This window comes from Nocardia amikacinitolerans, from assembly GCF_900215415.1.
Taxonomy (GTDB): domain Bacteria; phylum Actinomycetota; class Actinomycetes; order Mycobacteriales; family Mycobacteriaceae; genus Nocardia; species Nocardia amikacinitolerans.
The window spans coordinates 349521-375070 of the sequence record NZ_OBEG01000004.1 but is presented as its reverse complement, the minus strand read 5'-3'; the positions used below and the strand labels follow the sequence as shown (position 1 = coordinate 375070).

Sequence of the window (25550 nt, the reverse complement as noted above, 5' to 3'; positions counted from 1 at the left end):
CCCACCACGGAGCGAGCCCGACGAGCGACCGTTCGCGGCCGTCTCGCTTCCCAGCGCTCGAAGCGCATGCGCCGCAGGCGCGAGTCTCGAGCGCTGGGAAGCGAGACATAAGGGCCGCGAACACGCCGCGCCGGAGGCGCGGCCATTCAACACAGTAGGATTGCTTGGTGTCTCCGGCCGATCGCGCGAACAGTCGACGCCGCCAGCCTCGGCGCCGCGGTTCGGCGGCCAACGCGGCGAAACCGCGCATGCGCACGGTACGGGAGACTTCCGCGGGGGGATTGGTCGTGGACGGTCTCGAGGGACCGAGCGATAAACGCAGCGCCGCCTTGATCGGTCGCACCGATCGTCGCGGGCGGTTGCTGTGGTCGTTGCCGAAGGGTCATATCGAGGAAGGCGAGACGGCGGAGCAGACCGCGATCCGTGAGGTGGCCGAGGAGACCGGCATCCACGGCGTGGTGGTGGCCGAGTTGGGCAGTATCGATTACTGGTTCGTCACCGAGGGCCGCCGGGTACACAAGACCGTGCATCATTATCTTTTGCGTTCCGTCGGCGGCGAGTTGTCCGACGCCGACGTGGAGGTCACCCAGGTCGCGTGGGTTCCGTTGAGCGAGCTCGACTCTCGATTGGCCTACGCCGACGAGCGCCGCTTGGCCGAGGTCGCGAACCGGTTGATCGACCGGATGGAGACCGGCAAGCGATGACCCAGACTTTTCGGCATCGCGCAGCGATTCCGTGGAGGGTGGTGGCCGGGCGACGGGCGGGCCTGTTCCGGATCATCGTGGCGGTCCTGACCCTGCTCGGTTCGGTGACGGCCGTGCCGGTGCTGCTCGCGGCGCCTGCGGGCGCGCAGCCGACCGGGTCGAACAATTCCACGACGCCCAAATTCTTGAAGTTGTCGCTGGATTCGGTGACGCCCTCGGCGGTGACCACCACCAGTGATCCGCTGCTCACCGTCTCCGGCACGGTGACCAACATCGGCGACCGCGTCGTCGACGACATCAGCGTCCGCATTCAGCGGGCGCCCGCGGTGTCGGCGCCGAGCGGGCTGCGCTCGGCGTTGCGGCTTGATCAGGTCAACTACGAGCTGACCGGTCCGTTCGAGGATGTGGTCGAGCGGCTCAGTCCCGGCCAGCGCAAGCAGTTCACGTTGAGCATTCCGCTGCGCTCCGGCGGCGACGCGTCGTTGCAGATCGATGAGCCGGGCGTGTATCCGCTGCTGCTGAACGTCAACGGTGAGCCCGCCTACGGCAGCCAGGCGCGGCTGGACGACGCCAGGTTCCTGCTGCCGGTGCTCGGTCTGCCGCCCGCGGGGCCGGACGCGACCGAGCCGGTGCCCGCGCCGACCGACGCGCCGGTGGCGACCACGTTGCTGTGGCCGTTGGCCGACCGGCCGCGGCTGGTGGCCGGCGTGCCTGGTTCGGTGAACGGGAACGTCGAGCTGACCGACGACGAGCTCGCGGCGTCGCTGGGCAAGGGCGGTCGGCTGGAACAGCTGCTCGGCGCGCTTGAGTCGGCGATCGGCACGGGGCCGAACCGGGATCGCGGGCTCGCCTCGGCGGTGTGCGTCGCCGTCGATCCGGATCTGCTGCTCACCGTGCAGGCGATGACCAGGGGTTATCGCGTGCTCGCCAGCCCGTCGGACCCGGACGGCGCGACCAGGGAGGGCACCGGCGCCGAACACGCGCAGACCTGGCTGGACCGGTTGCGCGCGCTCGCCTCGTCGGTGTGCACGGTGGCGTTGCCGTTCGCGCAGGTCGACGTGAACGCGCTGGCGGCGGTGAACGATCCCGAACTGTCCGCCCGCGCGTTGGACGCGCCAGCGGAGATCGTCGATTCGATCCTTGCCACCCGCTCGCAGCGCGGCGTCAGCCTGCCCGATTCCGGCAGCATCGACGCGAGCGGCGCAATGTTGTTGCGCAGCCGCGGTTTCGGTACCGCCGTGCTCGCCGACTCGGCCGCTGTGCCGGTCGGCCAGGCCGATTCGGTGGACTTCAGCAGCAGTCGCGGTTCCGCGCTCACGACGGCGGACGCCACGGAGACGGCGGCGCCGGAGCTCGTCCGGCTGCCGGGCGTCACCGCGCCGACGCCCGAGCAGGCGCCCCCGCCCGCCGCGCCCGCCGATCCTTCCGCGCCACCCGCTCCGCGACCCGATCCCGCGCTGCACGCGGCGACCTTCGACATCTGGTCGGCGACGGCGCTCGCGGCGGTCGGCTCGAATCCGCCGACGCCCTCGTTCACGCCGGACCGGGTGCGCTACGACGTGACCAACGACTCGCGCGCCGCCCGCCTGCAAGACGCGTTGGGCGCGATCTCGTGGAGCGCGCTGCACCCGGAGCCGGGCAAACCGCGTTCGCTGCTGCTCGTCCCGCCGCAGCAGTGGGGCGCCAACCGGGACGAGGCCGCCGCGCTGCTGAAACAGCTCGACCTGCTCATCCAGAGCAATCTCGCGACGCCGCGCCCGTTCGCGGACCTGCTCGCGCTGCCGCCGGACCCGCAGCCCTACGAACTCGACTATCTGCCGCAGGCCGCCGAGGACGCGGTGCCCGCGCGGTTCGTCCTGCCGACGCGCGAGCAGGGCCACCGGATCACCGAGCTGATGCGAGCCCTCGTCGACGTGCCGGAGATCGAGCCGACGCCGCGCCAGTTCCTCACCCCGCTACGCGACGACCTGATCCGGGTGCTCTCGCTCTCCGATCGCCGCACCGGCAACGCCACCCAGCCGGACACCTTCGCGCAGCGGCGGCTGGACCAGACGACACGCACGATGAACAACCTGTATCGGTCGGTGACGGTGCTTCCGCCGGGCGGCGTGTACACGCTGGCTTCCGAACAGAGCCCGTTGCTGCTGGTCGCGCGCAACGATCTGCCGGTCGCGATCCGCATCAGGTTCCGCATCGAGGCGCCCGCCGAGACGAACATCACCGACATCGGCGAACAGCAGCTGCCGCCGAATGGCACCCGGTCGTTCCAGATACCGACCGAGGTCAGTGACAGCCGCAACCTGGTGATTCCGATCTCGCTCAACACGCCGGACGGCGTCGCGCTGGGCAATGCGACATCGGTCTCGGTGCGTTCCAATGCCTACGGGCAGGCCTTGGCCATAATTACGGCATGTGCCGGACTGCTGCTGTTCCTGTTGGCCGGGCGTCGGCTGTGGCGGCGCTTCCGCGGCGAGCCCGATCCCGCCGACGAGGGCTTCGACCCAGGCATCCGGCGTCGGGTCAACCGGTACCGTCGTGCCCGCCAGCGAGTACTACGCGAACAGGCACAAGGGCACGATGAGGGATGATCGATCCGATGCCCTCACCGTGCGGGACAATCGGTGGACGTCCGCGCCCGCTTCGGAGCGCGGGCGGGTACCAGCACGACGGGGGAGGCTCGATGGGCGAAACGCCGATCGGGCATGCCGGATGCGCAGGTCCGGTACGACACAGGAGGCATGATGAGCGACGATGATTTATCCGCTCATCGGCCTCGACCTGATGAACGACCTGACGGGCCGCCCGCCCGTCGGGCTCCCGCCGCGCCTTGGGAACGGGGGATGCGGCCGCAGAGCGAACCGCAGGAGGATCCCGGCATGACGCACCGGGACCCCTACGGCGAGTATCCGAGGGTGCCTCGGGTCAGCCGCCCGTCCGGACCGCCGCAGGGCGGTCGGATGGCGCCCCCGTCGGGCCCGATGCCCGCCCAGCGCGGACCGCTTCCCGGACAGTCCGGCCCCATGCCCGCCCAGCGCGGACCGGCCGGTCGTCCGCCTGTGCCGCCACAGCGGCCCGGCGCCGCGCCGCATCCCGGTCAGCGCCAATATCCGCCGCAGCCGAGCCAAGGACCGCGTCCCGCACCGCCGGGACGTCCCCTACCGCCGGTGCCACCGGTCCCGCCGTCGCCGACGCAGCGCCCGCCCGCACCTCCGGAGGGCAGGCCGGCGCCGCCAAGGGTGCCGCACGGCCAAGGTGAGCCGATCCCGCGAACCCCGGCGCCGCCGCAGCGGTTCGCGCCGCCGCCCAAGTACGCGCCACAGGAGCCGAACCCCGCGCCGCTGCGTGGCAGGCCCGCGGCCGCGGTACGCGACACGCCGCCGCCCGCCAACCGGCCGCGCACACAGGAGTGGGCCGTCGCCGAGGCCGAGCCGGAGCCGACCGAGACCAAGGAGAGCGCGAGCTCCCGGCTGCTCAGGGACTCCGGTTCGATCGCGATCGCGACGCTGATCAGCCGCATCACCGGTTTCGGCAAGCAGCTGCTGCTCGCCGCGGTGCTCGGCCCCGCGATCGCCAGTGCGTTCACCTCGGCGAGCCTGATCCCGAACATGATCACCGAGCTGGTGCTCGGCGCGGTGCTGACCGCGATGGTCGTTCCGACGCTGGTGCGCGCGGAGAAGGAGGACGCAGACGGCGGGGCGGCCTTCGTCCGGCGCCTGGTCACGGCCGCGTTCGTGGTGCTGATGGGCGCCACCTTGCTGGCGACGGCCGCGGCGCCGCTGCTGGCGACGCACGTCTTCGTGTCCGCCGACGGCAAGGTCAACACCCAGTTGACCACCGCGCTGACCTTCCTGCTGCTGCCCGCGATCCTCTTCTACGGCATGTCGGCGCTGTTCACCGCGATATTGAACACGCGCCAGGTGTTCAAACCCGGTGCGTGGGCGCCCGTGCTGAACAACGTCGTGATGCTCGCGGTGCTCGGCCTCTACGCGGTGACGCCCGGCGAGATCACGCTCGACCCGGTGTCGATGAGCGATCCGAAGCTGCTCGTCCTCGGTATCGGCGTCACGCTCGGTGTCTTCACCCAGGCGGCCGCGCTGCTGCCCGCGATCCGCCGCGAGGGGATCGACCTGCGACCGCTCTGGGGCGTCGACACCCGACTCAAGCAGTTCGGCGTGATGGGCGCGGCCATCATCCTGTACGTGCTGATCAGCCAGGTCGGCCTGGTCTTCGCCAACCACGTCGCCTCGACGGCGGACGAGGCGGGCCCTGCCATCTATTCGCTGGCCTGGCTGCTGCTCCAGCTGCCCTACGGCGTACTCGGCGTCACGGTGCTCACCGCGATCATGCCGCGCCTGAGCCGCAACGCGGCCGAGGGCGACACCCCGGCCGTCGTCGACGATCTGTCCGTCGCGACCCGCCTGACCATGATCGCCCTCTTTCCGGTCGTCACCTTCCTGACGCTCGCGGGGCCGCAGCTCGGCGAGGCGCTGTTCGGGTACGCGCGCTTCACCGGCGACGCCGAACGGCTCGGCTACGCGGTGAGCTGGTCGGCCTTCGCGCTGATTCCCTACGCCCTCGTGCTGATCCACCTGCGGGTGTTCTACGCGCGCGAGCAGGCGTGGACGCCGACCTGGATCATCCTCGGCATCACGGCCGTCAAGATCGCCCTCTCGGCCCTCGCGCCGTTCATCGCCGACAACAGCGATCAGGTCGTCATCGTGCTCGGCGTCGCGAACGGACTCGGCTTCACGGCGGGCGCGATCATCGGCGGCTACCTGCTGCACCGCAGCCTCGGCGATCTGCGGATGGCCAACGTCGGCCGCACCGTCACCAGGGTCGTGCTCGCCTCGGTGGCGGGCGGCGCGGTGATGCTGATCGTGGACAAGGTGCTCGGCCTGGAACGGCTGTCGGAGTCCATGGGCGGTCCCGGTTCGCTGATCCGGGTGATGATCACGGCGATCGTCATGTTCGCGACGGCGTTCGGACTCATGCGGCTCGCGGGCATTCCAGAGATCGTCGCCATCACCGTGGCCATCTCCCGGCGCCTCGGCATCACGCCGCCCGCGCCGGATCTGGACCTCGAGGGACCGGTCGAGGACGACTACGCCACGCAGGTGTTCCGCAGGCCCGATCCGTACATGTACTCGGGCTTCGACCCCTACCTGGATTCGCAGGCCACGATGGTCTTGCCCGTGATCAGACCGGATGCTGTTGACCGCACCGGGCGGGGTGAGTTCCCGTACCCTGTTCGGCAGAGAAGCACAAGTGGCGAGTTCGCCGGAACTTCGACATATCAGGGCGAAGGAGGAAACAGGGTGAGCGACGACGCGGCGGTGGGCGGCGTCCCAGCCGCCGATCCTTCTGCGACCAAGGCCGGTGGCCTGTCCACCGACCACCCGCCCGCCGCGGAGAACCCGTCGGACCCCCAGCATCCGAACGCGGGCCCCGACACCCCGCCCTCCGCCGACGGGCAGCACTCCCCGCGCGAGACGCATCACCAGGCGCCGCAGCGCGACCCGATGTACGACACCGGAATGATCCCCATTCCGCAGCTGCCGCCCGCCGGGGCGGAAGCGACGGGTGCGCGGCGAACTCCGCGCGGCCCCAAGCTGATTCCGGGCGCGTCGGTCGCGGGCGGTCGCTACCGTCTGCTCGCCAGCCACGGCGGCGCGCGTGGACTCAAGTTCTGGCAGGCCCTCGACATCAAACTCGATCGCGAGGTCGCGCTGACCTTCGTCGACGCCGATCAGAAGGCCGCCGACAACTCCGGCCACGACGGTCCGCAGGCCATCCTCTCGCGCACCCTGCGGCTCGGCCGCATCAATTCGCCCGGTCTTGCCCGCGTTCTGGACGTGGTGCGCGGCAGCTCCGGCGGCATCGTGGTCGCCGAGTGGACCCCCGGTCGCTCGCTGCGCGAGATGGCCGAGACGGTGCCCTCGCCGATCGGCGCGGCCCGCGCGATCCGCGCGCTCGCCTCGGCCGCCGAATTGGCCCACCGCGGTGGCGGTTCGCTGTCCATCGACCACCCCGACCGCGTGCGCATCAGCGCCACCGGTGACGCCGTGCTCGCCTTCCCCGGCACGCTCGGCGATTCCGACGCCCAGTCCGACGTGCGCGGCCTCGGCGCGATGCTCTACGCGCTCATCACCGCGCGCTGGCCGATCCGCTCCGGCGGCCTGACCGGCACCGCGGCCACCGTCGGCGGACTGCGCCTCGCGGACTTCGGTCCGGACGGAACGCCGGTAGAGCCCAGACAGATTCGGCCCGAGGTGCCCTTCGAGATCTCCGCGGTCGCGGTGCGCTCGCTGGAGTCGAACAAGGGCGTGCGGACCGCCGCGACCGTCCAGCACGTGCTGGAGCAGGCCTCGGTCGTCGACCAGAAGACCGATTTCATCCCGGTGCTCCGGCTCGGGCAGCGCGCGCAGCCGGTCAACGCCGACGATTCGCTCGCCGATCCCGAATTGCTCGCCGCCGAACGCGAGCGGTCGCAGCGCATGATGTGGATCATGGTCGGCCTCGGCATCCTCGCGGCGCTCGTCGTCGGCATCGTGATCTGGTGGATGGTCAGCGTTTTCGCGCCCGGCGCGTCCGACGCACCGATCGACGAATCGCGCAACATCGGCCTGACCACCAACAGTTCCGTCTCGCCGACGACCCCGCCCGGCGCTGTCCCGAGCAACCCGGCGGCAGGCGGCGTGCCCGTCCCGGTGACCAACGCGACCGTGTTCTCGCCGGAGGGCACCCCGGACAACGTCAGCGGCGTCGGCGCGGTGCTTGACGACGACCCGGCCACGGTCTGGCGCTCCGATCAGTACTTCCAGCAGTTCCCGGCCCTCAAGAAGGGGGTCGGCCTGCTGGCCACGCTGCCGAGCCCGGCGAAGCTGACGAACGTCTCGATCACCTCGCCGAGCCCCGGTACGTCCGTGGAAATCCGTACCTCGCCGACGAATTCGCCGACGTTGGACCAGACCCAGCTGATCGGCGCGGCCCAGCTGGTCGACGGAGTCACCGAAATCCCCGTGAGCGCAGACCAATCCGCGCGCTACGTGCTCGTCTGGATCACCGGTCTCGGCAACTCGGGAAACCAGTTCCAGACGACGATCGCCGATCTGCGGTTCGACGCCGCACCCTGATCGCCCACGTCGAATTCTTCCCGCTCCCTGCCTGATCGGGCGTTGGCCTGCGAAGTCCGCCCTGATCGCTAGTGGTCTTGTTGCTGCCGCTTCGGCAGTCCCGATATGATCGGCTAGCGCTCTCAGCAGGGGAGCTTCCCGGGACCTGGGTTTTTCGATCCCGGATGCTGCGAAATATTTACGGCGATGGTCCTTTTGGGCTGTCGTGAGTTGAGCGCCGTCCAAGGGGTTGGTTTTGTCGTCGGAATTGAACGAGGATTCCCGCGGGGGAAGTTCGCGGGTCGCGTCCCGTGAGCGCTCGTTCGTGCCCGGCGAGCTGTCCGACCGGGAATTGCTCAGCGCCCACGCGCGCGGCGAGCGGCACGCCTTCGCCGAACTACTACGCAGGCACAACGATCACCTCTGGCAGACGGCCTTGCGCACGTCGTACACCCGCGAAGACGCCGCGGACTCGTTGCAGGACGCGCTGCTCTCCGCGCATCGCACCGCGGGATCGTTCCGCGCCGAGGCCGAGGTGCGCAGCTGGCTGCACGCGATCGTGGTGAACGCCTGCCTGGATCGGATCCGCCGCAACAAGACTCGTCGGGCGGTCTCGCTTTCGCCGGATACGCTGCCAGAACCGCGCGACGAGCGGGACGAGTTCGCCGAGGTCGAGATGTCGATCGTGGTCGACCGCGCCCTGTTCTCGCTGCCGCCCGATCAGCGCACCGCGCTGGTCGCGATCGACCTGGAGGGGTATAGCGTGTCGGAAGCGGCGGCGATGCTGGGGGTTCCGGAGGGGACGATCAAGAGCCGCTGCGCTCGGGGTCGACAACGCCTGCAAGAGCGTTTGGAATTTCTCCGCGATCCGGGGAACCGGAAGTAGTGGCGATGCGTCATTAATAGTGACGAACACCCGAGCGATGTAAAGATGGCGCCCGCGAGTTCCGCGGCGCGACCGCGGCAGACAAGACAGTTACGTCGGATGAGAACACTGGAGGTGCGATGGCGACCCGGTCCGTACCGCAGCCTCCATTTTCGCAGGAGCTGCTCGCCGACCTGCATGCCGACAATGTGGATCCCGAGCTCGGCGCTCAGCTGTGGCCCGCCGTCCGCGCCGACTCCGACGCGGTGCGCTACCTGCGCTCGCTGGACGAGGTGACCACGCGGCTGCGCACCCTGCGCGCCGACGAGCGCGTCGTCCATCCGATGCCCGAGGACGTCTCCGAGCGGCTCGCGGCCTTCGTCGCCGAACTGGAGCTGGGGGAGGAGCCGACCGAACGCATCGGCACCGTCCATCGGCTCGGTGCCACGTCATCCGACGACGACGCGGCGCTCCGAGATCAACGGGTCCTCGGAAACGGTAGCGAGCCAACGGCTTCCGAGGACTGGACCGAACGCATCGCCACGCCGATTCCGCTCGCCCAGCATCGGAGCAGACGCTTGCGCTGGATCGCCGCCGCGGCCGCCGTCCTCGCGGTGCTCGCAGGCACCGGCCTCGGCGTCCAGCTTTTCCGCGGCGGTGACGTGACGACCACCGCGAAGCCGACGCCGACCGACGATCAGCTCGGCGACGACCTGACTCCGACCGCCGCGCTGGCCGCCCTCGGCCGCAACGACGTCACCGGGCCGCTCGGCAGCCGTCCCGCGCTCACCCGCTGCGTCGCCGCCGCGGGGATGGACCGGGCCGTCCTCGGCTCGATGAACATGCGATATCAGGGGAAGGACGCGGTGCTCATCCTGCTGAGCGGCACCGCCCATGGCAAGATCACCGCGCTGGTCGTCGGCCCCGGCTGCACCACGGGCGACCCGCAAGTGCGCAAAGTCACCGACATCGGCTGACCGAGTACGGGCCCACCGGCGCGGGAACAACAGCGTTTAGGCTGTTGTTGACCGTCACGTTCCCCTCAGATCTTCTCGGAAGGGCCCTATGAGCACGCCAGTTCGCGACCTGATCATCGTCGGCTCCGGCCCCGCAGGCTATACCGCAGCCGTCTACGCCGCACGCGCCGAACTCGAGCCGCTGCTCTTCGAGGGCACCCAGTTCGGTGGCGCGCTGATGACCACCACCGAGGTCGAGAACTTTCCCGGCTTCCGCGACGGCATCATGGGCCCGGACCTGATGGACGAGATGCGCGAGCAGGCCAAGCGTTTCGGCGCGGACATCCGCACCGAGGACGTGGACGCCATCGACCTGAGCGGACCGGTGAAGACGGTCACGGTGGGCGATCAGACCTACCAGGCGTACGCGGTCATCCTGGCCATGGGCTCGGCCGCCCGCTACCTGAACGTGCCCGGTGAGCAGCGGCTGCTCGGCCGCGGCGTGAGCGCCTGCGCCACCTGCGACGGCTTCTTCTTCAAGGGCCAGGACATCGTGGTGGTCGGCGGTGGCGACTCGGCCATGGAGGAAGCCACCTTCCTCACCAAGTTCGCGTCGAGCGTCACCATCGTGCACCGCCGCGAGGAGTTCCGCGCGTCGCGCATCATGCTGGAGCGGGCCAAGGCCAACGAGAAGATCAAGTTCGTGCTGAACGCCGAAGTGATCGAGGTGCACGGCGAGAACGCGGTGACCAGTCTCACCCTGCGCGACACCCGCACCGGCGAGACCTCCGAGCTGGCCGCGACCGGCCTGTTCGTGGCGATCGGCCACGACCCGCGCAGCGAGCTGGTGCGCGGTCAGGTGGAGCTGGACGACGAAGGCTACGTGCAGGTCGAGCACCCCACGACGGCCACCAAGGTCCCCGGCGTCTTCGCCGCGGGCGACCTCGTCGACCACACCTACCGGCAGGCCATCACCGCCGCGGGCACCGGCTGCCGCGCCGCGATCGACGCCGAGCGCTGGCTGGCCGAACAGGGTGACATCACCGCGAACACCCTGGACGCCGCCGGTCAGCCCGTCGCCGTGAACGCCAACTGATCTCTCTCGAACAGATTCACAAGGAGATACCCATGTCCGAGAACACGGTCACCGTGACCGACAAGTCCTTCGCCGACGAGGTGCTGCTCAGCGAGAAGCCCGTGCTCGTCGACTTCTGGGCGGATTGGTGCGGTCCGTGCAAGATGGTCGCTCCCGTGCTGGAGGAGATCGCCGCCGCGAACAAGGACAAGCTGACCATCGCGAAACTGGACGTGGACGCCAACCCGGAGACGGCTCGCGAGTACCAGGTGCTCTCCCTGCCCACTATGATGCTTTTCCGCGGCGGCAAGCCGGTCAAGCAGATCGTCGGCGCCAAGGGCAAAGCGGCCCTCCTGCGCGAACTGGAAGGCGAGATCTGACGGCGCGAATCCACGACGCGCCGTAGGATGCCTGCACCACCCCCGTAATTGTCGGATTCCGGGGCAGGTCTGAGACAATCGACCGACGCTCCGGTCGTGCGAGGGTGTATGCCGTCGCATGAGTGGGTACCCGGGTTGACGGAAGGAAAGGGCTCTCACGCATGCACCGACTTCGTCACGGTGATACCGGTCCAGCCGTCGCAGAGGTTCGGAGCACCCTGGCAAGTCTCGGCTTCCTGCACGCACACGCCATCGGCGCCGATCACGGCGACGCGCGCGAGTACTGGAAGGACACCGAAGCCTCCTTCGACCACCACCTCGACTCCGCGGTCCGCGCGTTCCAGCAACATCGCGGACTGCTCGTCGACGGTGTGGTCGGTCCGGCCACGTACCGGGCCTTGAAGGAGGCGTCCTACCGCCTCGGTGCGCGCACGCTGATCTACCAGCTGTCCGCGCCGCTGTACGGCGACGATGTCGCCACGTTGCAACGCAAACTGCAGGACCTCGGCTTCTACGTTCATCGGGTGGACGGGTACTTCGGCCCGCACACCCACGAAGCGCTCACCGCGTTCCAGCGTGAGATCGGCCTGTCCGCCGACGGCATCTGCGGTCCGGACACGCTGCGATCGCTGGAGTTGCTCGGCGCGCGCGTCACCGGCGGCAATCCGCATCGCATCGCCGAGGAAGAGGTGGTGCACCGGGCGGGGCCGCAGCTCACCGGCAAGCGGATCGTCATCGATCCGGGTCTCGGCGGTCCCGACAAGGGATACGCGGTGCCGACCGAGTACGGCGACGTCTACGAGTCGGAGATCCTGTGGGATCTGGCCAGCAGGCTGGAAGGCCGGATGGCCGCCACCGGCATGGAGACGTTCCTGTCCCGGCCGTGGGGAGCGAACCCCACCGACGCCGAGCGCGCGGAGACCTCCAACGCTTTCGACGCCGACCTGATGATCTCGCTACGCTGTGCCACCAACCCGAGCCCGTCGGCGAACGGTGTGGCCAGCTTCCACTTCGGCAACTCACACGGCTCGGTCTCGATGATCGGGCAGGTGCTTGCCGGGTTCATCCAGCGCGAGGTGGTGGCCCGCACGTCGTTGCAGGACTGCCGTACGCATTCGCGCACCTGGGATCTGCTGCGGCTCACCAAGATGCCGACGGTTCAGGTCGACATCGGTTACCTCACCAACGAATACGACGCCTCGGTCCTCACCAACCCGCGGATGCGCGACGTCATCGCCGAGGCCATCTTGATCTCGGTCAAGCGCCTGTACCTGCTTGGTCAGGACGATCAGCCGACCGGCACGTACACGTTCGCCGAGCTGCTTGCCGAGGAACTGGCCGCCGCCGACCGGACCTGAGTCTCCGTCTCGAAAGAAAGCCCCCGCCGAAGCTGTGATCGGCGGGGGCTTTCTCGTCTCAGCGTGCGCCGGCCCGGGTGGGGGCCGTCATGGACGCGGCGGCGAGCAGCTGATCGAGCGCGCGCTCCACGTCTTCCTTCCAGCCGTGATCGGAATCCAGCTCCAGACGCAGCCGAGGGAAGCGGTGGTGCGGCGCGACCACCTCGAAGCCGAACTCCTCCAGCAGGTCCGCCTCGATCATGCAGGTCTGCGGTGAGCATTCGGTGGGGGCGGCCGCGGCGGAACCGCGGACCGGGGCGCCGATCCGTTCCATGAGCGTCATCGAACCGACCAAACGGTCCGAAAGTCGCTTGGTCGGCGGATCGTTACGGATGCCGAACGCCTCCAGCGCGCGAACACCGCGGCGCACGAGATCCGACACCACGGCCTGCACCAGGCGGTGGGCGATGTCCTCGTCCCGGTGCGGGAACTCGGTGCGGAGGGTGGTCAGCAAGATGGCGTCCGGGCTGACCGGGGAAGTGGGGAACAGCGTCGCACGCGGCACCGCGCTGGGCGGCGAGTACAGCGCGCAGCCCGCCACGCTTCCGTCCACGTGGGCCACCTGGCCGCAGGAACCCCATTCGAGCATGACCGTCGAAAGCCAGGCTTCCTTTTCGAAAACCGGATCACTGAACGCGCGCGAGTCCTCCGCGACGGCGGGATCGATCTCCCAGAAGACACAGCGCCGGGCATGCGCGGGCAGCTCGTCCAGTCCGTCGAGGGTAAGTGCTGTGACGCTGGTCGACACCGCTCTGCTCAGCCTCCAGCTGTCCGATTCGTCCACGCTCACGTCGCATCAATGTCTTCTCGCCAGCAAGAATAAGCGATCAAGCGAATCCGCCTCATTCCACGTCGCTGTGCTGTTGGTTGGAGCCCTCGTGCCGGGTCGTCCGCGCGCGCAATGTCGCTGTCGCGCCGCCCTTTTCGACGCCGTCACAGTGACGTTTCGACGCCGGGCCCGTATATACCGAGAACACGGGGCTATTTTGCCTCTTCTGTCACTGACCGATCTGCTCTTGTGCCATCAGACCGACGATGCGCTCCAGATCCTCCACGGACCCGAACTCGACGACGATCTTGCCCTTGCGTTTGCCGAGACTCACGGTCACCCGGGTGTCGAACGAATTCGACAGCCGCTCGGCCACGTCCTGCAGACCGGGCATGTGGATCGGCTTGCGCCGGGGAGCCGGGGGAGTGGCCGCGTCCGGATCACGGTTGGCCAGGGTGACGGCTTCCTCGGTGGCACGCACGGACAGGCCTTCCGCGACGATGCGGGCGGCCAGCACCTCCTGCGCGTCGGCGCCCGCTTCCAATCCGAGCAGGGCGCGCGCGTGACCGGCGGACAGCACGCCCGCCGCGACCCGCCGCTGCACCGGGATCGGCAGCTTCAGCAGACGGATCATGTTGGTGACGACCGGACGGGATCGACCGATCCGGGTGGCCAGTTCTTCGTGAGTGACGTCGAATTCCTCGAGCAGCTGCTGGTACGCGGCCGCCTCTTCCAACGGATTCAGCTGCACCCGGTGGATGTTCTCCAGGAGGGCGTCGCGCAGCATCGACTCGTCGGCGGTCTCCCGGACGATCGCCGGGATCGCTTCCAGGCCCGCCTCCTGGGCGGCCCGCCAGCGGCGCTCGCCCATGATCAGCTGATAGCGGTCCGCCTCGACGCGGCGTACCACGATCGGCTGCATGAGGCCGAATTCGCGGATGGAGTGGACGAGTTCGGCGAGCGCTTCTTCCTCGAAGACCTGGCGCGGCTGCTTGGGATTCGGCTCGATCTGGTCCGGCGGGATCTCGCGGTAGACCGCTCCGCCCGGGGTGGCGAGGTCGGCCTCGTCGGCGGTGTCGTCGGGGTCGGGGACGCGGTGCAGGTACGCCGAAGCGGGCTGCGGACCGACGGGATCGAGACCGATCACCACGTTGGCCGCGGCGCTGCCGAGTCCCTGCGTTGTCGCGGGCCCCGTCGGGATCAGCGCGGCCAGACCTCGTCCTAGCCCACCCTTCTTCGCCTGACTCATCGGCCCACCGATCCCTTCCCTCGTTCGCCACCAAACCGGGTCACGCCGACCCGGGTCACCAGTACCCGAATCACTCCGCGCCGTTCGCGGCCTGCCGGGCCATCGCCCGCTGAGCCATCTCACGCCCGGCGTCGAGGTAGCTCATCGCACCCCGGGAGCCTGGATCATAATCGAGCACGGTCATTCCGTAACCCGGCGCCTCGGAGACCTTCACGCTGCGGGGAATCACCGAGCGCAGCACCACATCGCCGAAGTGGCCGCGCACCTCCTCCGCGACCTGGTCGGCGAGCTTGGTGCGGCCGTCGTACATCGTGAGGATCACCGTGGACACGTGCAGCTCGGGATTCAGATGCGCCTGCACCAGACCGATATTGCGGAGCAGCTGGCCGACGCCCTCCAGCGCGTAGTACTCGCACTGGATGGGGATCAGCACCTCCTTGGCCGCGACCATCGCGTTGACCGTTAGGAGGCCGAGGGAAGGCGGGCAGTCGATCATCACGTAATCGATGTCGTAGCCCGCGATATTGGCCTCCTGGATGGCGCCCTTGAGGCGGCCCTCCCTGGCGACCATCGAGACGAGTTCGATCTCCGCACCCGCGAGATCGATCGTCGCCGGGATGCACAGCAGCCGCTCGTTGTGCGGGCTCTGCTGAATGGCGTCCTTGACGGAGACCTCGCCGATGAGTAGTTCGTAGGAGGACGGGACACCCGAGTGATGCTCGATGCCGAGGGCGGTGCTGGCGTTGCCCTGCGGATCGAGATCGATCACGAGCACCTTCATCCCCTGATGCGCAAGGGCCGCGGCAAGATTCACCGCCGTCGTCGTCTTACCGACGCCGCCCTTCTGATTCGCGATGGTGATGATGCGCTGCTCGCGAGGTTTCGGCACTGTCACCTTTCCTGGATGCAATATCTGACTGGCGCGCTGAGCTTCGGCCGCGATCGGGGTCTCGCTGGGGGAGATGTGCCCGAACGGTGTGCTACCGAATGCTTCCGCGTCGAAGTTGCTGGAGTCCAGCATCCCCGGCACGCGCGACGTAGTTTCCCGTGAAACATTCGCCGGACCGCTCGACATAGACAGCTCCTAACCCGAGAACTACAGACCACGTGCCCTCGGCCCACGCCGACGCCGTGTCTTCAACAGCCTGTGTCGGATCGAACATGATGCTCCGTCGGGACGGCGCCCGATCAACCGAGCGGAGCTGTCCCGCACACCCACATCCCACCGTGGCATCAACGCTCACGCCCGACGCACACTAGCTTGCCAGCACTGAGCGCTAGAAGAAAGTTGAATCGCGGCGACACGCAGATCCACGCGAATGAACATTGCGTGCCGCAGGATTTCCGGCGGGGAGGGTGATTTCCACTGGGCGGACGAGGGGTTCAGAGGTGCCTGGTTGGGGTGTGTTCGACGGGTTGGACTTTGCGCGCCCTCGCAGACTTCTTGCGTGGAGGAGGAATCGCGGGGCTTCATCGGGTTGTGCTGCTCGTGCGGGGACTGCCGCGGGCGGGCGATGTTTCACGTGAAGCATTGCGTGAACGGGCGGAATGCCGCGCTCCTGCGGAGAGTGGCGCTGCGCCTTCCATTCACGCATTCAAGACGCTGACACTCTCGATGACGCGGCGTCGGTCGTGTCTCGTTGCGGGATGCCGCACAACCAATGGCGGGCGCGCGGCGCGGCTGGAACGTCCGCTTCTCGCGGCCGACTCACAATGGAGCGCTGCCCACAATCGAGCTCGAATCCCCGGCGATGCTTCACGTGAAACATCGAGCCATCGCGGTACTCCAGCGGGGTGCGGGCTGCCCCGGCCGCGCGCCCGCCAGTCTCGCAACCGAGCCGCGCGATCCGGGGGAGCAATCCGCCCGCGCCATCGGGCCGAATATTCAGGCCGAGCCATCGGGCCGAGCGGTGGTCGAGTTGTCGGCGGCGCGCATCCTCCGGTCCGGCCATTCCCGACGCGCGCCAACGGAAGAGGTGGCCCAGCGCGGTCGCGCGATGCGGCAACGCCCCAGCCGCGCGAATAGCGGTGAGCGTCCCCGGTTTGGCGAACCGGACGAGCGGCCCTCAGGCACCGCCGAATTCGTACGTCGGGCGATGCTTCACGTGAAACATCCACGATCCCCAGTTCCGCGCGTTCACACCAGATGCGGAGTCAGGATGGCCGCCCCTGCGCGTACGGCGGCCCAGTCGGTGTCGTCTTGCCGCGCCAACGCCCGCGGCAACCATGTCTGGCGCTGCGCCTGTTCTCGAATCAGCGCAGGGATATCGAGTTCGATCTCCCGGATACCACCGGCCGCAGCCAGGTGGTCCACACGCTCCTGCATGGCTTGCAGCAGTCGGTGGTCGAAATCGGCTACCGCGGCTATGAATTCCTCTGTGCCGACCGTCCGAACACCCGACGGCGGTGCGGAGAACGTGATCTCACCGTCCGGATCGGATGTGAATTGCCACGCCATGGTGATCGTGTCCTCGGGGCCGAGAGTGCGCCACCAGCGAAACGCGGGGCCGAATCGCAGATACGAAGTGTCGGTCCAGCGCAGGCCGTACGCCTCGGAGGCGGCCTCGATCGCTGGATCGTCGAGTAGAGCCAGATCTCCGGTATCGACCCACCCCTCGGCGCCAGCGGCGAAGAACTTCGCCAGATCTTCCGGTACCGGCTCGAGGGCCGAGGGCAGAACAGCGAGCAGGTCCTCCCACAGCCGCACCACGTAATAGTCCACCCATGACGTCACGGCGGCGCCGCCATCGCCTGTCGAGTTCCTGGGCCGCTCTGCATATCTCAGCAACTCCACACCACCAACCTCCAGGCAGTACCACCCCTGGGTGAGCCCGAACCAATGCAGACGGCGATGCTCCCCCCACGGAACGACCTCCTCGAGGGGCGCCAACTCGAACCGGACACGCATCATGCCTCGATCCAACTGATCACCCCGCGCTTTGTCGACCACATTCGTGGGTCGCGGGTCGATCGCCCCGCGGACGTTCTGCACCGTTCACTGGTGGCACTGGCACGGAGATCGAACAGGACGCGATGTAATCGGCGTGAGCGCGGGTTCGGCACTGCCGTGAGTCACGGCTGAACCGGACAGGGTCGACGTTCAGCGGGACTCGACATCAGCGAGTTCGAGCGCCGGGCGATGCTTCACGTGAAACATCCGCCGAGCGATTCCAATCGGACCCGATTCGAGACACCTCTCGCCCACAGAGCGAACCGCACAACTGAGCCAGTCGCACGCGTCGACGGCGGCCGGACCCGACGGTGAAGCGGCCGAGCGATCCGATCCAGCTATCCGGCCGAGCATCGGAAGGCCGGCATCGGAGGTGCTCCCATCCCCGCGCCATCGGAAGCACCGTCTCGTCACGCTCTCTGGCCGCGCCACCGCACCGGGCAATCGGCGGCAGGTGATCGAGATAGCCGGCGCACCGCGCTGTCGAGCCGCACGGGCGCTGCGTCGGACCGAGCCAACCGGCCGCCCCTTCCAGTCGATTGCCTTCGGGCCGCGCGATCCGGGTGACCAACCGGCGCGTCATCCGGCCGACCGTTTCGCAGCGCCGTCGGACTGCCCATCCGCGCGCGCCATCGGACCGCCCATTCGCCCGCGCCATCGGACCGCGCCATCGGGGCGTCCCATCGGACTGCGCCGACCGTCGATCGAGAGCGCGCCACCCGTGAAGTCATCCCACCCAAGCTGGCTGGCTGGGCCAGAGGGAGCGCACCCAGCCAGTTGCGCCGCGGGGCGGAGCCACCCGGCTACAGATCGGGCGCACCTCCCGCCGCGGCGTCGGACCGCGCATCCGCTTGCGCCGCCAGACCGCGCCATCGGGGCGTGCTGTCGGACTGCGCCAGCCGCCGATCGGGAGCCCCACCATCCACGAGCCGTGGGCCGAGCCACTCGCCCTGCCACCGGGTCCACCGTCCCGCCGCACTGTGGACCGCGCCGTGCGGCAAGCGATCAAGGACGCGCACCAGGCTGAGCCATCATGGTGGCAATGGGGCAAGCTAGCCGCACGGCTGCCCGCCCTGTATGGCGCTCAGAGCCACGCTCGGCGGGCACGAGGCACCAGCCGGTTGAATCCACCGGTCCCGCCGTGCAGCGCACCCTCCGGCCAAGCTATCCACCAAGGATCGGGAGCCAGCCGTCAGGCCGCACCGTCAGGACATCGAAGCAACCGGCGGGGGAGCACAGCCAACCGACCTATGGCGCCGAGACGGTCTGCTGCGCTGGGGGCGAGAGTCCGGCCGAGTCGTCCGGTAGCGCCAACGGATCGATGGATCTGGATGGAGCGGCGGATCGTGACGCTGTTTCATGTGAAACAGCGCGCAGGCGTAGAAGAGGGCTCGCGGCCCTACTTCCCGCTCGAGCGACGACGTTCGGTGCTGCGGCGGAGAACCCCGCCCTCGGGGCGGCCGACCGCGCGGCGGCTTCCGACCTTCTCCGTGCGGCGGCGTGGTGTGCGTTCCGCTCGCGGGAGGCGTTCGGCGCTGATCACCACCGTGGGCGTATCGAGCACTCCCACACCGCATTCGAGGACCTCGAAGTTGCCGGCGCCCGCGCGGGTCAATGCTTCGCCGTCGCGTTCCAGTTCTTCGGTCGCGCTCACGCCCTTGAGGGCGAGCATGCGGCCGTGGTCGCGGAGGAGGGGGAGGGACCACTGGGCGAGTTTGGCGAGGGGGGCGACGGCGCGGGAGGTGACGACGTCGGCGCCGCCCGCTTCCTTCATCACGCCGGATTGTTCGGCGCGGCCGCGGACGACGGTGATGTCGAGTCCGGCCGACTCGATGAACTCGCTCAGGAAGACGGTGCGGCGCAGCAACGGCTCGACCAAGGTGATGCGTAGGTCGGGGCGGGCGATGGCCAACGGGATGCCGGGCAGACCCGCACCGCTACCGATGTCGACGACGGTCGCTCCTTCGGGCATGAGCTCCGCGACCACCGCGCAGTTGAGGATGTGCCGATCCCAGAGCCGCGGGACCTCGCGGGGTCCGATGAGACCGCGCTCGACGCCAGAGGTCGCGAGGGCGGCGCAGTAGCGGCGGGCGATGTCGAGCCGATCGCCGAAGACGGTGGCGGCCGCCGCGGGCGGCTCCAGCTCGGTCGGCAGCGCGGCGCTTCCACCGAGTTCTCGTTCCACGTGAAACATCCTTCCGAGCTCGAGGTCACCAATTGCAAGACAGCGGGATGTCCGCCTCGGCCACGGGCCGCGGCGCCCCCGGCATGGAGAAGGCCCCCGGTCCGAAGACCGGAGGCCTAGACGACACTATCGGACGGCCGTCCGCCCTCGGACCGCGCACGGAGCGAAGGCGGAGTACGCCCAATCCAAGCGTCAATCGTCAACGTGACGAAACGCGCGGTCCTCCGGCACAGTCGGCGGATCAGCCCGGCACGACCACCACGAAGCGGTTGGGCTCCACGCCCTCGCTCTCGCTGCTGACCCCTTCGATCGCGGCGACGGCGTCGTGCACGATCTTGCGCTCGAACGGCGTCATCGGGTCGAGCGATTCCGGGGCGCCGGATTCGAGCACCCGCTTGGCGGCGGCGGTGCCGAGCGCGCTCAGCTCGGAGCGACGCTTGGCCCGCCAGCCCGCCACGTCCAGCATCAGGCGACTGCGCACGCCGGTCGCCTGCTGCACCGCGAGCCGGGTCAGCTCCTGCAGCGCGTCGAGCACCTCGCCGTTGCGGCCCACCAACTTCGACAGGTCGCGGCCGCCGTCGATGCTCACGACGGCACGGTCGCCCTCCACGTCCAGGTCGATGTCGCCGTCGAAGTCGAGCACGTCGAGCAACTGCTCCAGGTAATCGCCCGCGATCTCGCCCTCTTCGATCAGGGCTTCCTCGGCATCGCTCACGACATCGCCGGCATCCGCTCCGGCGTTCACCATCGTCGTCGCCACGGTGGCGTCCCCTCCGTCGGTCTCAACAGTCATTTGGATTCCTTCATCTGTCCATCGCGGGCGCCGGGCGCTCGGCGCCGGGCGGTTGCGCGATCACGGGATTGCTCGGCGGTCAGCGGCGACGCTTCTGGTTGGCCCGACCGCGCTGACCCGAACGCTTCGGCCCACCGGGCTTGCGCTGTCCGGCGGCCTTGCTTGCCGCGGTCTTCTGGGTGCCGTTCGCCGACGGTTCGGCCTGCTCGGCGTCGACGGCGGTGGCCGCCGGCTTCTTCTTCGTGCTCACCGGCTTGGCGCCCGGCTTCGGCGCGTTCTGCGCGCGCTGCTCGAGCTTGGCCTGCTTCTTGGCCTCTTCTTCCTTCGCCATCCGGCCGAAGACGAGGTGCTGCTGGCCGTAGGTCCAGATGTTGTTGGAGACCCAGTAGATCAGGATGGCGATCGGCAGGAACGGACCACCGACGAGCACGCCGAGCGGGAAGACCCATAGCGCCAGCTTGTTCATCAGCGCGGCCTGCGGGTTGGCCGCGGCCTCCGGGGTCTGCCGCGCGACCGAGGCGCGGGCGTTGAAGTGGGTCGCCAGACCGGCGATCACCATCAGCGGGATGGCGACAAGGGCGATGCTCACCCGGCTCGGGATGCCGCCATAGTCGGCGAAGGCGAGCAGCTCGTTGGCCGGGGTGGTGATGAACGCGGAGATCGGCGCGCCGAAGATGCGGGCGCTCAGGAAGGACTGGACGTCGGCCGCGTTGAAGACGTAGTTCGCGGTGTTCGCGTTCTCCTCTGGCGTCATGCCCAGCTGACCGAACCCGTGACCGGTGCGGTTGAACGAACGCAGGACGTGGAACAGACCGAGGAAGACCGGCACCTGCGCCAGGATCGGCAGGCAGCCCATCAGCGGGTTGAAGCCGTGCTCCTTCTGGAGCTTCTGCATCTCCAGCGCCATCTTCTGGCGGTCGTTCTTGTACTTCTTCTGCAGCTCCTTGATCTGGGGCTGCAGCTCCTGCATCTGCTTGGTGGTGCGCACCTGCTTCACGAACGGCTTGTAGAGCACGACGCGCAGCGTGAAGACCAGGAACACCACCGCCAGCGCCCAGGCCAGGCCGTTGTCCTTGCCCAAGCCCGGGATGGCCGCGAAAGCACGGTGCCAGAACCACAAGATCCAGGACACCGGGTAGTAAATGAAGTCGAGCACGGCTCTATGCACTCCCGTCGTTCGTGTCGCCGATCGCCGCGTGCGGCGATCCTTTACAAGCGTGTGGCGCCGACGTGGAGGCGTCGGCCGCAGCCTCGTTCCGTGCGCGATGTTCGCGCTCGGGAACGGGGTCCCACCCACCAGGGTGCCAGGGCGCGCATTTGGCCAATCGCACGACCGTCAGTCCGAGGCCGACGAACAGTCCTCGGGTTCGCAACGCGGTGACCGCGTACTCGCTGCACGTCGGGGTGAAACGGCACACCGGCATGCGGGTGGGGGAGACATAGGTCCGGTAGAGCTCGATCAGGAAGATCAGCGTGCGGGTGGGCAGCCTGCCGAGGACGGCGACGAATCTCACGACGAAACGTCCGCGTCGACGGCGACGGGTCGGACCCGTGCGCCGGTTCGGGCGGGGGCCTGAGCGACGCCGAGCTTGCGCAACCCGCTGCGCAACTGCCGCAGCAGTTCGTCGGATTCCGCGGTCGCGGCGCCGGGCAGCGCCCGGATGACGATGTCGGCCTCGGCGGGCAGTTCGCCGACCACCTTGGCGCACATATGACGCAGGCGGCGGGCCACCCGGTGTCGAACCACCGCGGAGCCCACCGCCTTGCTGACAATCAATCCGAACCTCGGCCCACCGACGCGAACGAGCGCTCCGGTGGCTACCGGAGCACCGTGTCGTTCGTCAGTGCCCACGACTCCGTCATACCCGTGCACGAGCGCGTGTACGACCAGATCTCGCCTCCCGATTCGCTGGCCGCGGCGCACCGTCCGGGAGAAGTCGGCACGATGATGCAACCGATACGGCTCAGGCAACACCCGAGCGTCCGAGAGCGAGGATCAGGCAGTGAGGGAAGCGCGGCCCTTGCGGCGACGCGCCGAAACGATGGCGCGACCCGCACGGGTGCGCATCCGGAGGCGGAAGCCGTGAACCCGCGCCCGACGACGGTTGTTCGGCTGGAACGTCCGCTTGCCCTTGGCCACGGTCAACACTCCTCGAGTTGGTGGGCGCCGTGCGGCGCCCGAAGCTTGTCGGTGATACGTATGTGCGCGATGAATCGCGATGTCATCATCGGCGCGCGTCGGTCCTGGCGCACAACGGTCGTCAAACGACCTAACGCGGTCAGCACGGGACCGCCACCGCACCAAGGGGTGACTGTACGAGGGTACTGATCAGCTGGAGACGGGTCAAACTCGGCCCCCGGGGAGATCCTGTGCGCTGCCGGGCGACGCGCCCGGGCTTCTTCGTGACTTCGTCCACACCCCTAGGCGTGCCGAGCGGGCCGACGGGCGACGCGTTGCCAGATGGTTGCTACAGATCCGCAGGTCGGGGCGTGATCCCCGCGAACTTCGAGCCTGTTTCACATTTCCCCAGGGTTTTCCACATCTGTGGATAATTGTGTGGAAAGACCCCTGGAGTGGCATATTCGTAGGCCGACGGCGCCAACGCCGCTGCCTTGGTACGGGGGAATCCGAGCAGCGTCCACGCGGCTACGGACGTACGCGGGATCACAGGATAGCCCATCCACGAACCTGCTCGCGTACCCCGGCCGTCTGCTCCTATCGACCTACTTCCGGGGAGGAAACTGCATGGACGACGAGCAGAACGTGCTGGCCACCGTGTGGCCCGAGGTGATTGCCGAGCTCACCACCGGTTCCGACGACGGCTCGATCCCGGCGGTGACCCGAGCACAGCAGGCCTGGCTCAAACTCGTCAAGCCGATCACCGTCGCACAGGGTTTCGCCCTGCTGTCGGTGCCCTCGTCGCTGGCCCAGGAGGCCATCGAGCGCGATCTGCGCGAACCCATCCTGCGCTCCCTCGCCCGGCGGCTCGGTCCCCAGGTCGAGGGCCTCGGCGTACGCATCGCGGCGCCCGCGACGCCGAACACCGATCGGTCGGCCGCCAACCCACGGCACGCCAGGATGACCAGTCGTCCGGAGCGAACAAGGGAGGCCGCCCAGCGGAACCGGGACACGCAGCGCACCAGGGAGGCGTCGCGCGGCCCCGTCGGTTTCCCGGCCGATCCGCCGAGCCGCACCGACTACCCGGCCCCGCGCTACGCGCAGCAGGACTTCGCGCCCGCGCCGGAGTATCCGGGACCGTCCGACTATCCCCAGTCCGGCGACTACGCGCCCGCCGCCGAGTACACCCCCGCGCCCGACTACCCGCCGAGTTCGGACTACCCGGCCGACTACCAGTCCGGCGTCGACTACCCGGCCGACGACTATCCGACCGCGGCCTACCGCGCGCCGGGCGCGGGCGACTACCCCGACTCCGCCGCGGTGCCCGAGGTGTCGACGGCGCCGCGGCCGGGGATGGGTTCGCGAAGGGATTCCACCCCGCCCGGCCAGGAGTCGTTGTTCAACCCCGAGCCCGCTCCGATGCGCGGACCCGCGCGGATGCCGTTGCGCGAAGCCGCGCCCGCCGCCGCGCACGATTCGGTCCGCGAGTCCGGTGAGGCGCTGCGCACCGAGCAGCCCGACGACGAGCCGGTCGTCAACGTCCGCAACAACTGGCCGACCTACTTCACCAAGAGCCAGGAGACGCCCGCTCCGGCGAACTCGTCGGCGAGCCTGAACGCGAAGTACACCTTCGAGACCTTCGTGATCGGCGCCTCCAACCGCTTCGCGCACGCCGCGGCGGTCGCCATCGCCGAGGCGCCCGCCCGCGCCTACAACCCGCTGTTCGTCTGGGGCGCCTCCGGTCTCGGCAAGACGCACCTGCTGCACGCGGCGGGACACTACGCCCAGCGGCTGTTTCCCGGCATGCGGGTGAAGTACGTGTCGACCGAAGAGTTCACCAACGACTTCATCAACAGCCTGCGCGACGACCGGAAGGTCGCGTTCAAGCGGCGCTATCGCGAGACCGACATTCTGCTGGTCGACGACATCCAGTTCATCGAGGGCAAGGAAGGCATCCAGGAGGAGTTCTTCCACACCTTCAACACGCTGCACAACGCGAACAAACAGATCGTGGTCTCCTCCGACCGACCGCCCAAGCAGCTGGCCACCCTCGAGGAGCGGCTGCGGACCCGGTTCGAGTGGGGCCTGATCACCGACGTGCAGCCGCCGGAACTGGAGACCCGCATCGCCATCCTGCGCAAGAAGGCGCGGATGGATCGGCTCGACGTGCCGCACGACGTGCTGGAACTGATCGCGAGCCGGGTCGAGCGCAACATCCGCGAGTTGGAGGGCGCGCTGATCCGCGTCACCGCGTTCGCCTCGCTCAACGGTCAGCCGCTGGATCTGCCGCTCGCCGAGGTGGTGCTGCGCGATCTGATGCCGGACACCGCGGCGCTGGAGATCAACGCGGCGACGATCATGGCCGTCACCGCGGAGTACTTCAACACCACGCTCGAGGAGCTGACCGGGCCAGGCAAGGCGCGGCCGCTGGCGCAGGCCAGGCAGATCGCCATGTACCTGTGCCGTGAACTCACCGACCTATCGCTGCCCAAGATCGGTCAGGCGTTCGGCCGCGACCACACCACGGTCATGTACGCGGAGAAGAAGGTGCGCAAGGAGATGACCGAGCGCCGCCGTGTGTACGACCAGGTTCAAGAACTCACAGCCCGAATCAAACAGCGCTCGCGCTGAGCGTCCTCCACAACCCCGCACCGCCCCTGACCAGGGGCGGTGCTTTTTTGTGCGTTGTGGATTCCTCGAGGATTCCCTGTGGAGTCCTCGAGGAATCCCCTGGTTTGTCCACCGATTCGTGCACAGGCTCGCGGAAGAGTGGACCGGCCGTCGCTCACAGCCGGCTATCAACATCATCCCCATCGATTTCTGCCCACAGGGTCTGACCAGCCACGTCTCGGTCGGGGGCTTGTGGAATCCTCGAGGAGTCCGTGTGGAGTCCTCGAGGATTCCTCGAGCTGTCCACCGTTCGGTGCACACGTGTGAACAACAGGGTGAATCCGGTGGAACAACTCGAGGACGGCTCGAGGATGAACGTGGGACAG

19 protein-coding genes are annotated in these 25550 nt (G+C 68.6%); 9 read left to right on the top strand and 10 right to left on the bottom strand.

Annotated elements, in window-relative coordinates:
• The first annotated feature begins 167 nt into the window (after positions 1-167).
• The 8 genes from CRP45_RS20065 to CRP45_RS20030 all read left to right on the top strand — a co-directional run bounded on the left by CRP45_RS20065 (position 168) and on the right by CRP45_RS20030 (position 12450).
• On the top strand, positions 168-704 hold the full coding sequence (locus tag CRP45_RS20065) for an NUDIX hydrolase (RefSeq protein WP_067786306.1): 537 nt from the start codon (positions 168-170) through the stop codon (positions 702-704).
• A complete protein-coding gene (locus tag CRP45_RS20060; protein ID WP_245910255.1) occupies positions 701-3292 on the top strand; it encodes a DUF6049 family protein in 2592 nt (863 codons plus the stop codon). Before CRP45_RS20065 ends, CRP45_RS20060 begins: the two co-directional genes overlap by 4 nt.
• Before the next feature lie 288 nt (positions 3293-3580).
• Complete coding sequence (locus CRP45_RS20055; RefSeq protein WP_245910254.1) at positions 3581-7837, top strand: murein biosynthesis integral membrane protein MurJ; 4257 nt, start codon at positions 3581-3583, stop codon at positions 7835-7837.
• 316 nt (positions 7838-8153) lie between these two features.
• Entirely contained in the window at positions 8154-8702 is a 549-nt protein-coding gene (sigM, locus tag CRP45_RS20050) for an RNA polymerase sigma factor SigM (protein WP_067786414.1), read from the top strand.
• Positions 8703-8821: 119 nt separating this feature from the next.
• Positions 8822-9658 carry a hypothetical protein gene (locus CRP45_RS20045; RefSeq protein ID WP_097246351.1) on the top strand — a complete coding sequence of 279 codons (837 nt, stop codon included), beginning with the start codon at positions 8822-8824 and terminating at the stop codon, positions 9656-9658.
• Between the two features lie 88 nt (positions 9659-9746).
• Entirely contained in the window at positions 9747-10733 is a 987-nt protein-coding gene (gene trxB, locus CRP45_RS20040; protein ID WP_067786315.1) for a thioredoxin-disulfide reductase, read from the top strand.
• A gap of 32 nt (positions 10734-10765) precedes the next feature.
• The gene (gene trxA, locus CRP45_RS20035) at positions 10766-11092 is read left to right on the top strand and encodes a thioredoxin (protein ID WP_067786317.1); all 327 of its coding nucleotides are present in this window, start codon (positions 10766-10768) and stop codon (positions 11090-11092) included.
• Between the two features lie 161 nt (positions 11093-11253).
• Complete coding sequence (locus CRP45_RS20030; protein ID WP_067786319.1) at positions 11254-12450, top strand: N-acetylmuramoyl-L-alanine amidase; 1197 nt, start codon at positions 11254-11256, stop codon at positions 12448-12450.
• A gap of 58 nt (positions 12451-12508) precedes the next feature.
• On the opposite strand, the gene CRP45_RS20025 is transcribed toward CRP45_RS20030, so the two are convergent.
• From CRP45_RS20025 to rpmH, 10 genes are all read right to left on the bottom strand, one after another.
• Positions 12509-13237: a hypothetical protein gene (locus CRP45_RS20025; protein WP_097246663.1), complete on the bottom strand. Its 729-nt coding sequence runs from the start codon at positions 13235-13237 to the stop codon at positions 12509-12511.
• Between the two features lie 250 nt (positions 13238-13487).
• Positions 13488-14507, bottom strand: coding sequence for a ParB/RepB/Spo0J family partition protein (locus CRP45_RS20020; protein WP_097246350.1), 1020 nt, complete (start codon positions 14505-14507; stop codon positions 13488-13490).
• A gap of 70 nt (positions 14508-14577) precedes the next feature.
• On the bottom strand, positions 14578-15528 hold the full coding sequence (locus CRP45_RS20015; protein ID WP_245910253.1) for a ParA family protein: 951 nt from the start codon (positions 15526-15528) through the stop codon (positions 14578-14580).
• Positions 15529-16644: 1116 nt separating this feature from the next.
• On the bottom strand, positions 16645-17415 hold the full coding sequence (locus tag CRP45_RS20010; RefSeq protein WP_245910297.1) for a DUF5984 family protein: 771 nt from the start codon (positions 17413-17415) through the stop codon (positions 16645-16647).
• 1441 nt (positions 17416-18856) lie between these two features.
• Entirely contained in the window at positions 18857-19651 is a 795-nt protein-coding gene (gene rsmG / locus CRP45_RS20005; RefSeq protein ID WP_097246348.1) for a 16S rRNA (guanine(527)-N(7))-methyltransferase RsmG, read from the bottom strand.
• Positions 19652-19883: 232 nt separating this feature from the next.
• Positions 19884-20390, bottom strand: a complete 507-nt coding sequence (locus CRP45_RS20000; RefSeq protein ID WP_245910296.1) for a Jag family protein — start codon at positions 20388-20390, stop codon at positions 19884-19886.
• Between the two features lie 124 nt (positions 20391-20514).
• On the bottom strand, positions 20515-21591 hold the full coding sequence (gene yidC, locus CRP45_RS19995) for a membrane protein insertase YidC (protein ID WP_097246347.1): 1077 nt from the start codon (positions 21589-21591) through the stop codon (positions 20515-20517).
• A 4-nt stretch (positions 21592-21595) separates the two neighbouring features.
• On the bottom strand, positions 21596-21949 hold the full coding sequence (gene yidD / locus CRP45_RS19990; RefSeq protein WP_097246346.1) for a membrane protein insertion efficiency factor YidD: 354 nt from the start codon (positions 21947-21949) through the stop codon (positions 21596-21598).
• On the bottom strand, positions 21946-22410 hold the full coding sequence (gene rnpA / locus CRP45_RS19985; RefSeq protein WP_097246345.1) for a ribonuclease P protein component: 465 nt from the start codon (positions 22408-22410) through the stop codon (positions 21946-21948). Before rnpA ends, yidD begins: the two co-directional genes overlap by 4 nt.
• Before the next feature lie 21 nt (positions 22411-22431).
• Positions 22432-22575, bottom strand: coding sequence for a 50S ribosomal protein L34 (gene rpmH / locus CRP45_RS19980; RefSeq protein WP_006550910.1), 144 nt, complete (start codon positions 22573-22575; stop codon positions 22432-22434).
• Between the two features lie 606 nt (positions 22576-23181).
• Between rpmH and dnaA the strand changes: the two genes are divergently transcribed.
• Positions 23182-25185 carry a chromosomal replication initiator protein DnaA gene (dnaA, locus tag CRP45_RS19975; RefSeq protein ID WP_097246344.1) on the top strand — a complete coding sequence of 668 codons (2004 nt, stop codon included), beginning with the start codon at positions 23182-23184 and terminating at the stop codon, positions 25183-25185.
• The last annotated feature ends 365 nt before the right edge of the window (positions 25186-25550 follow it).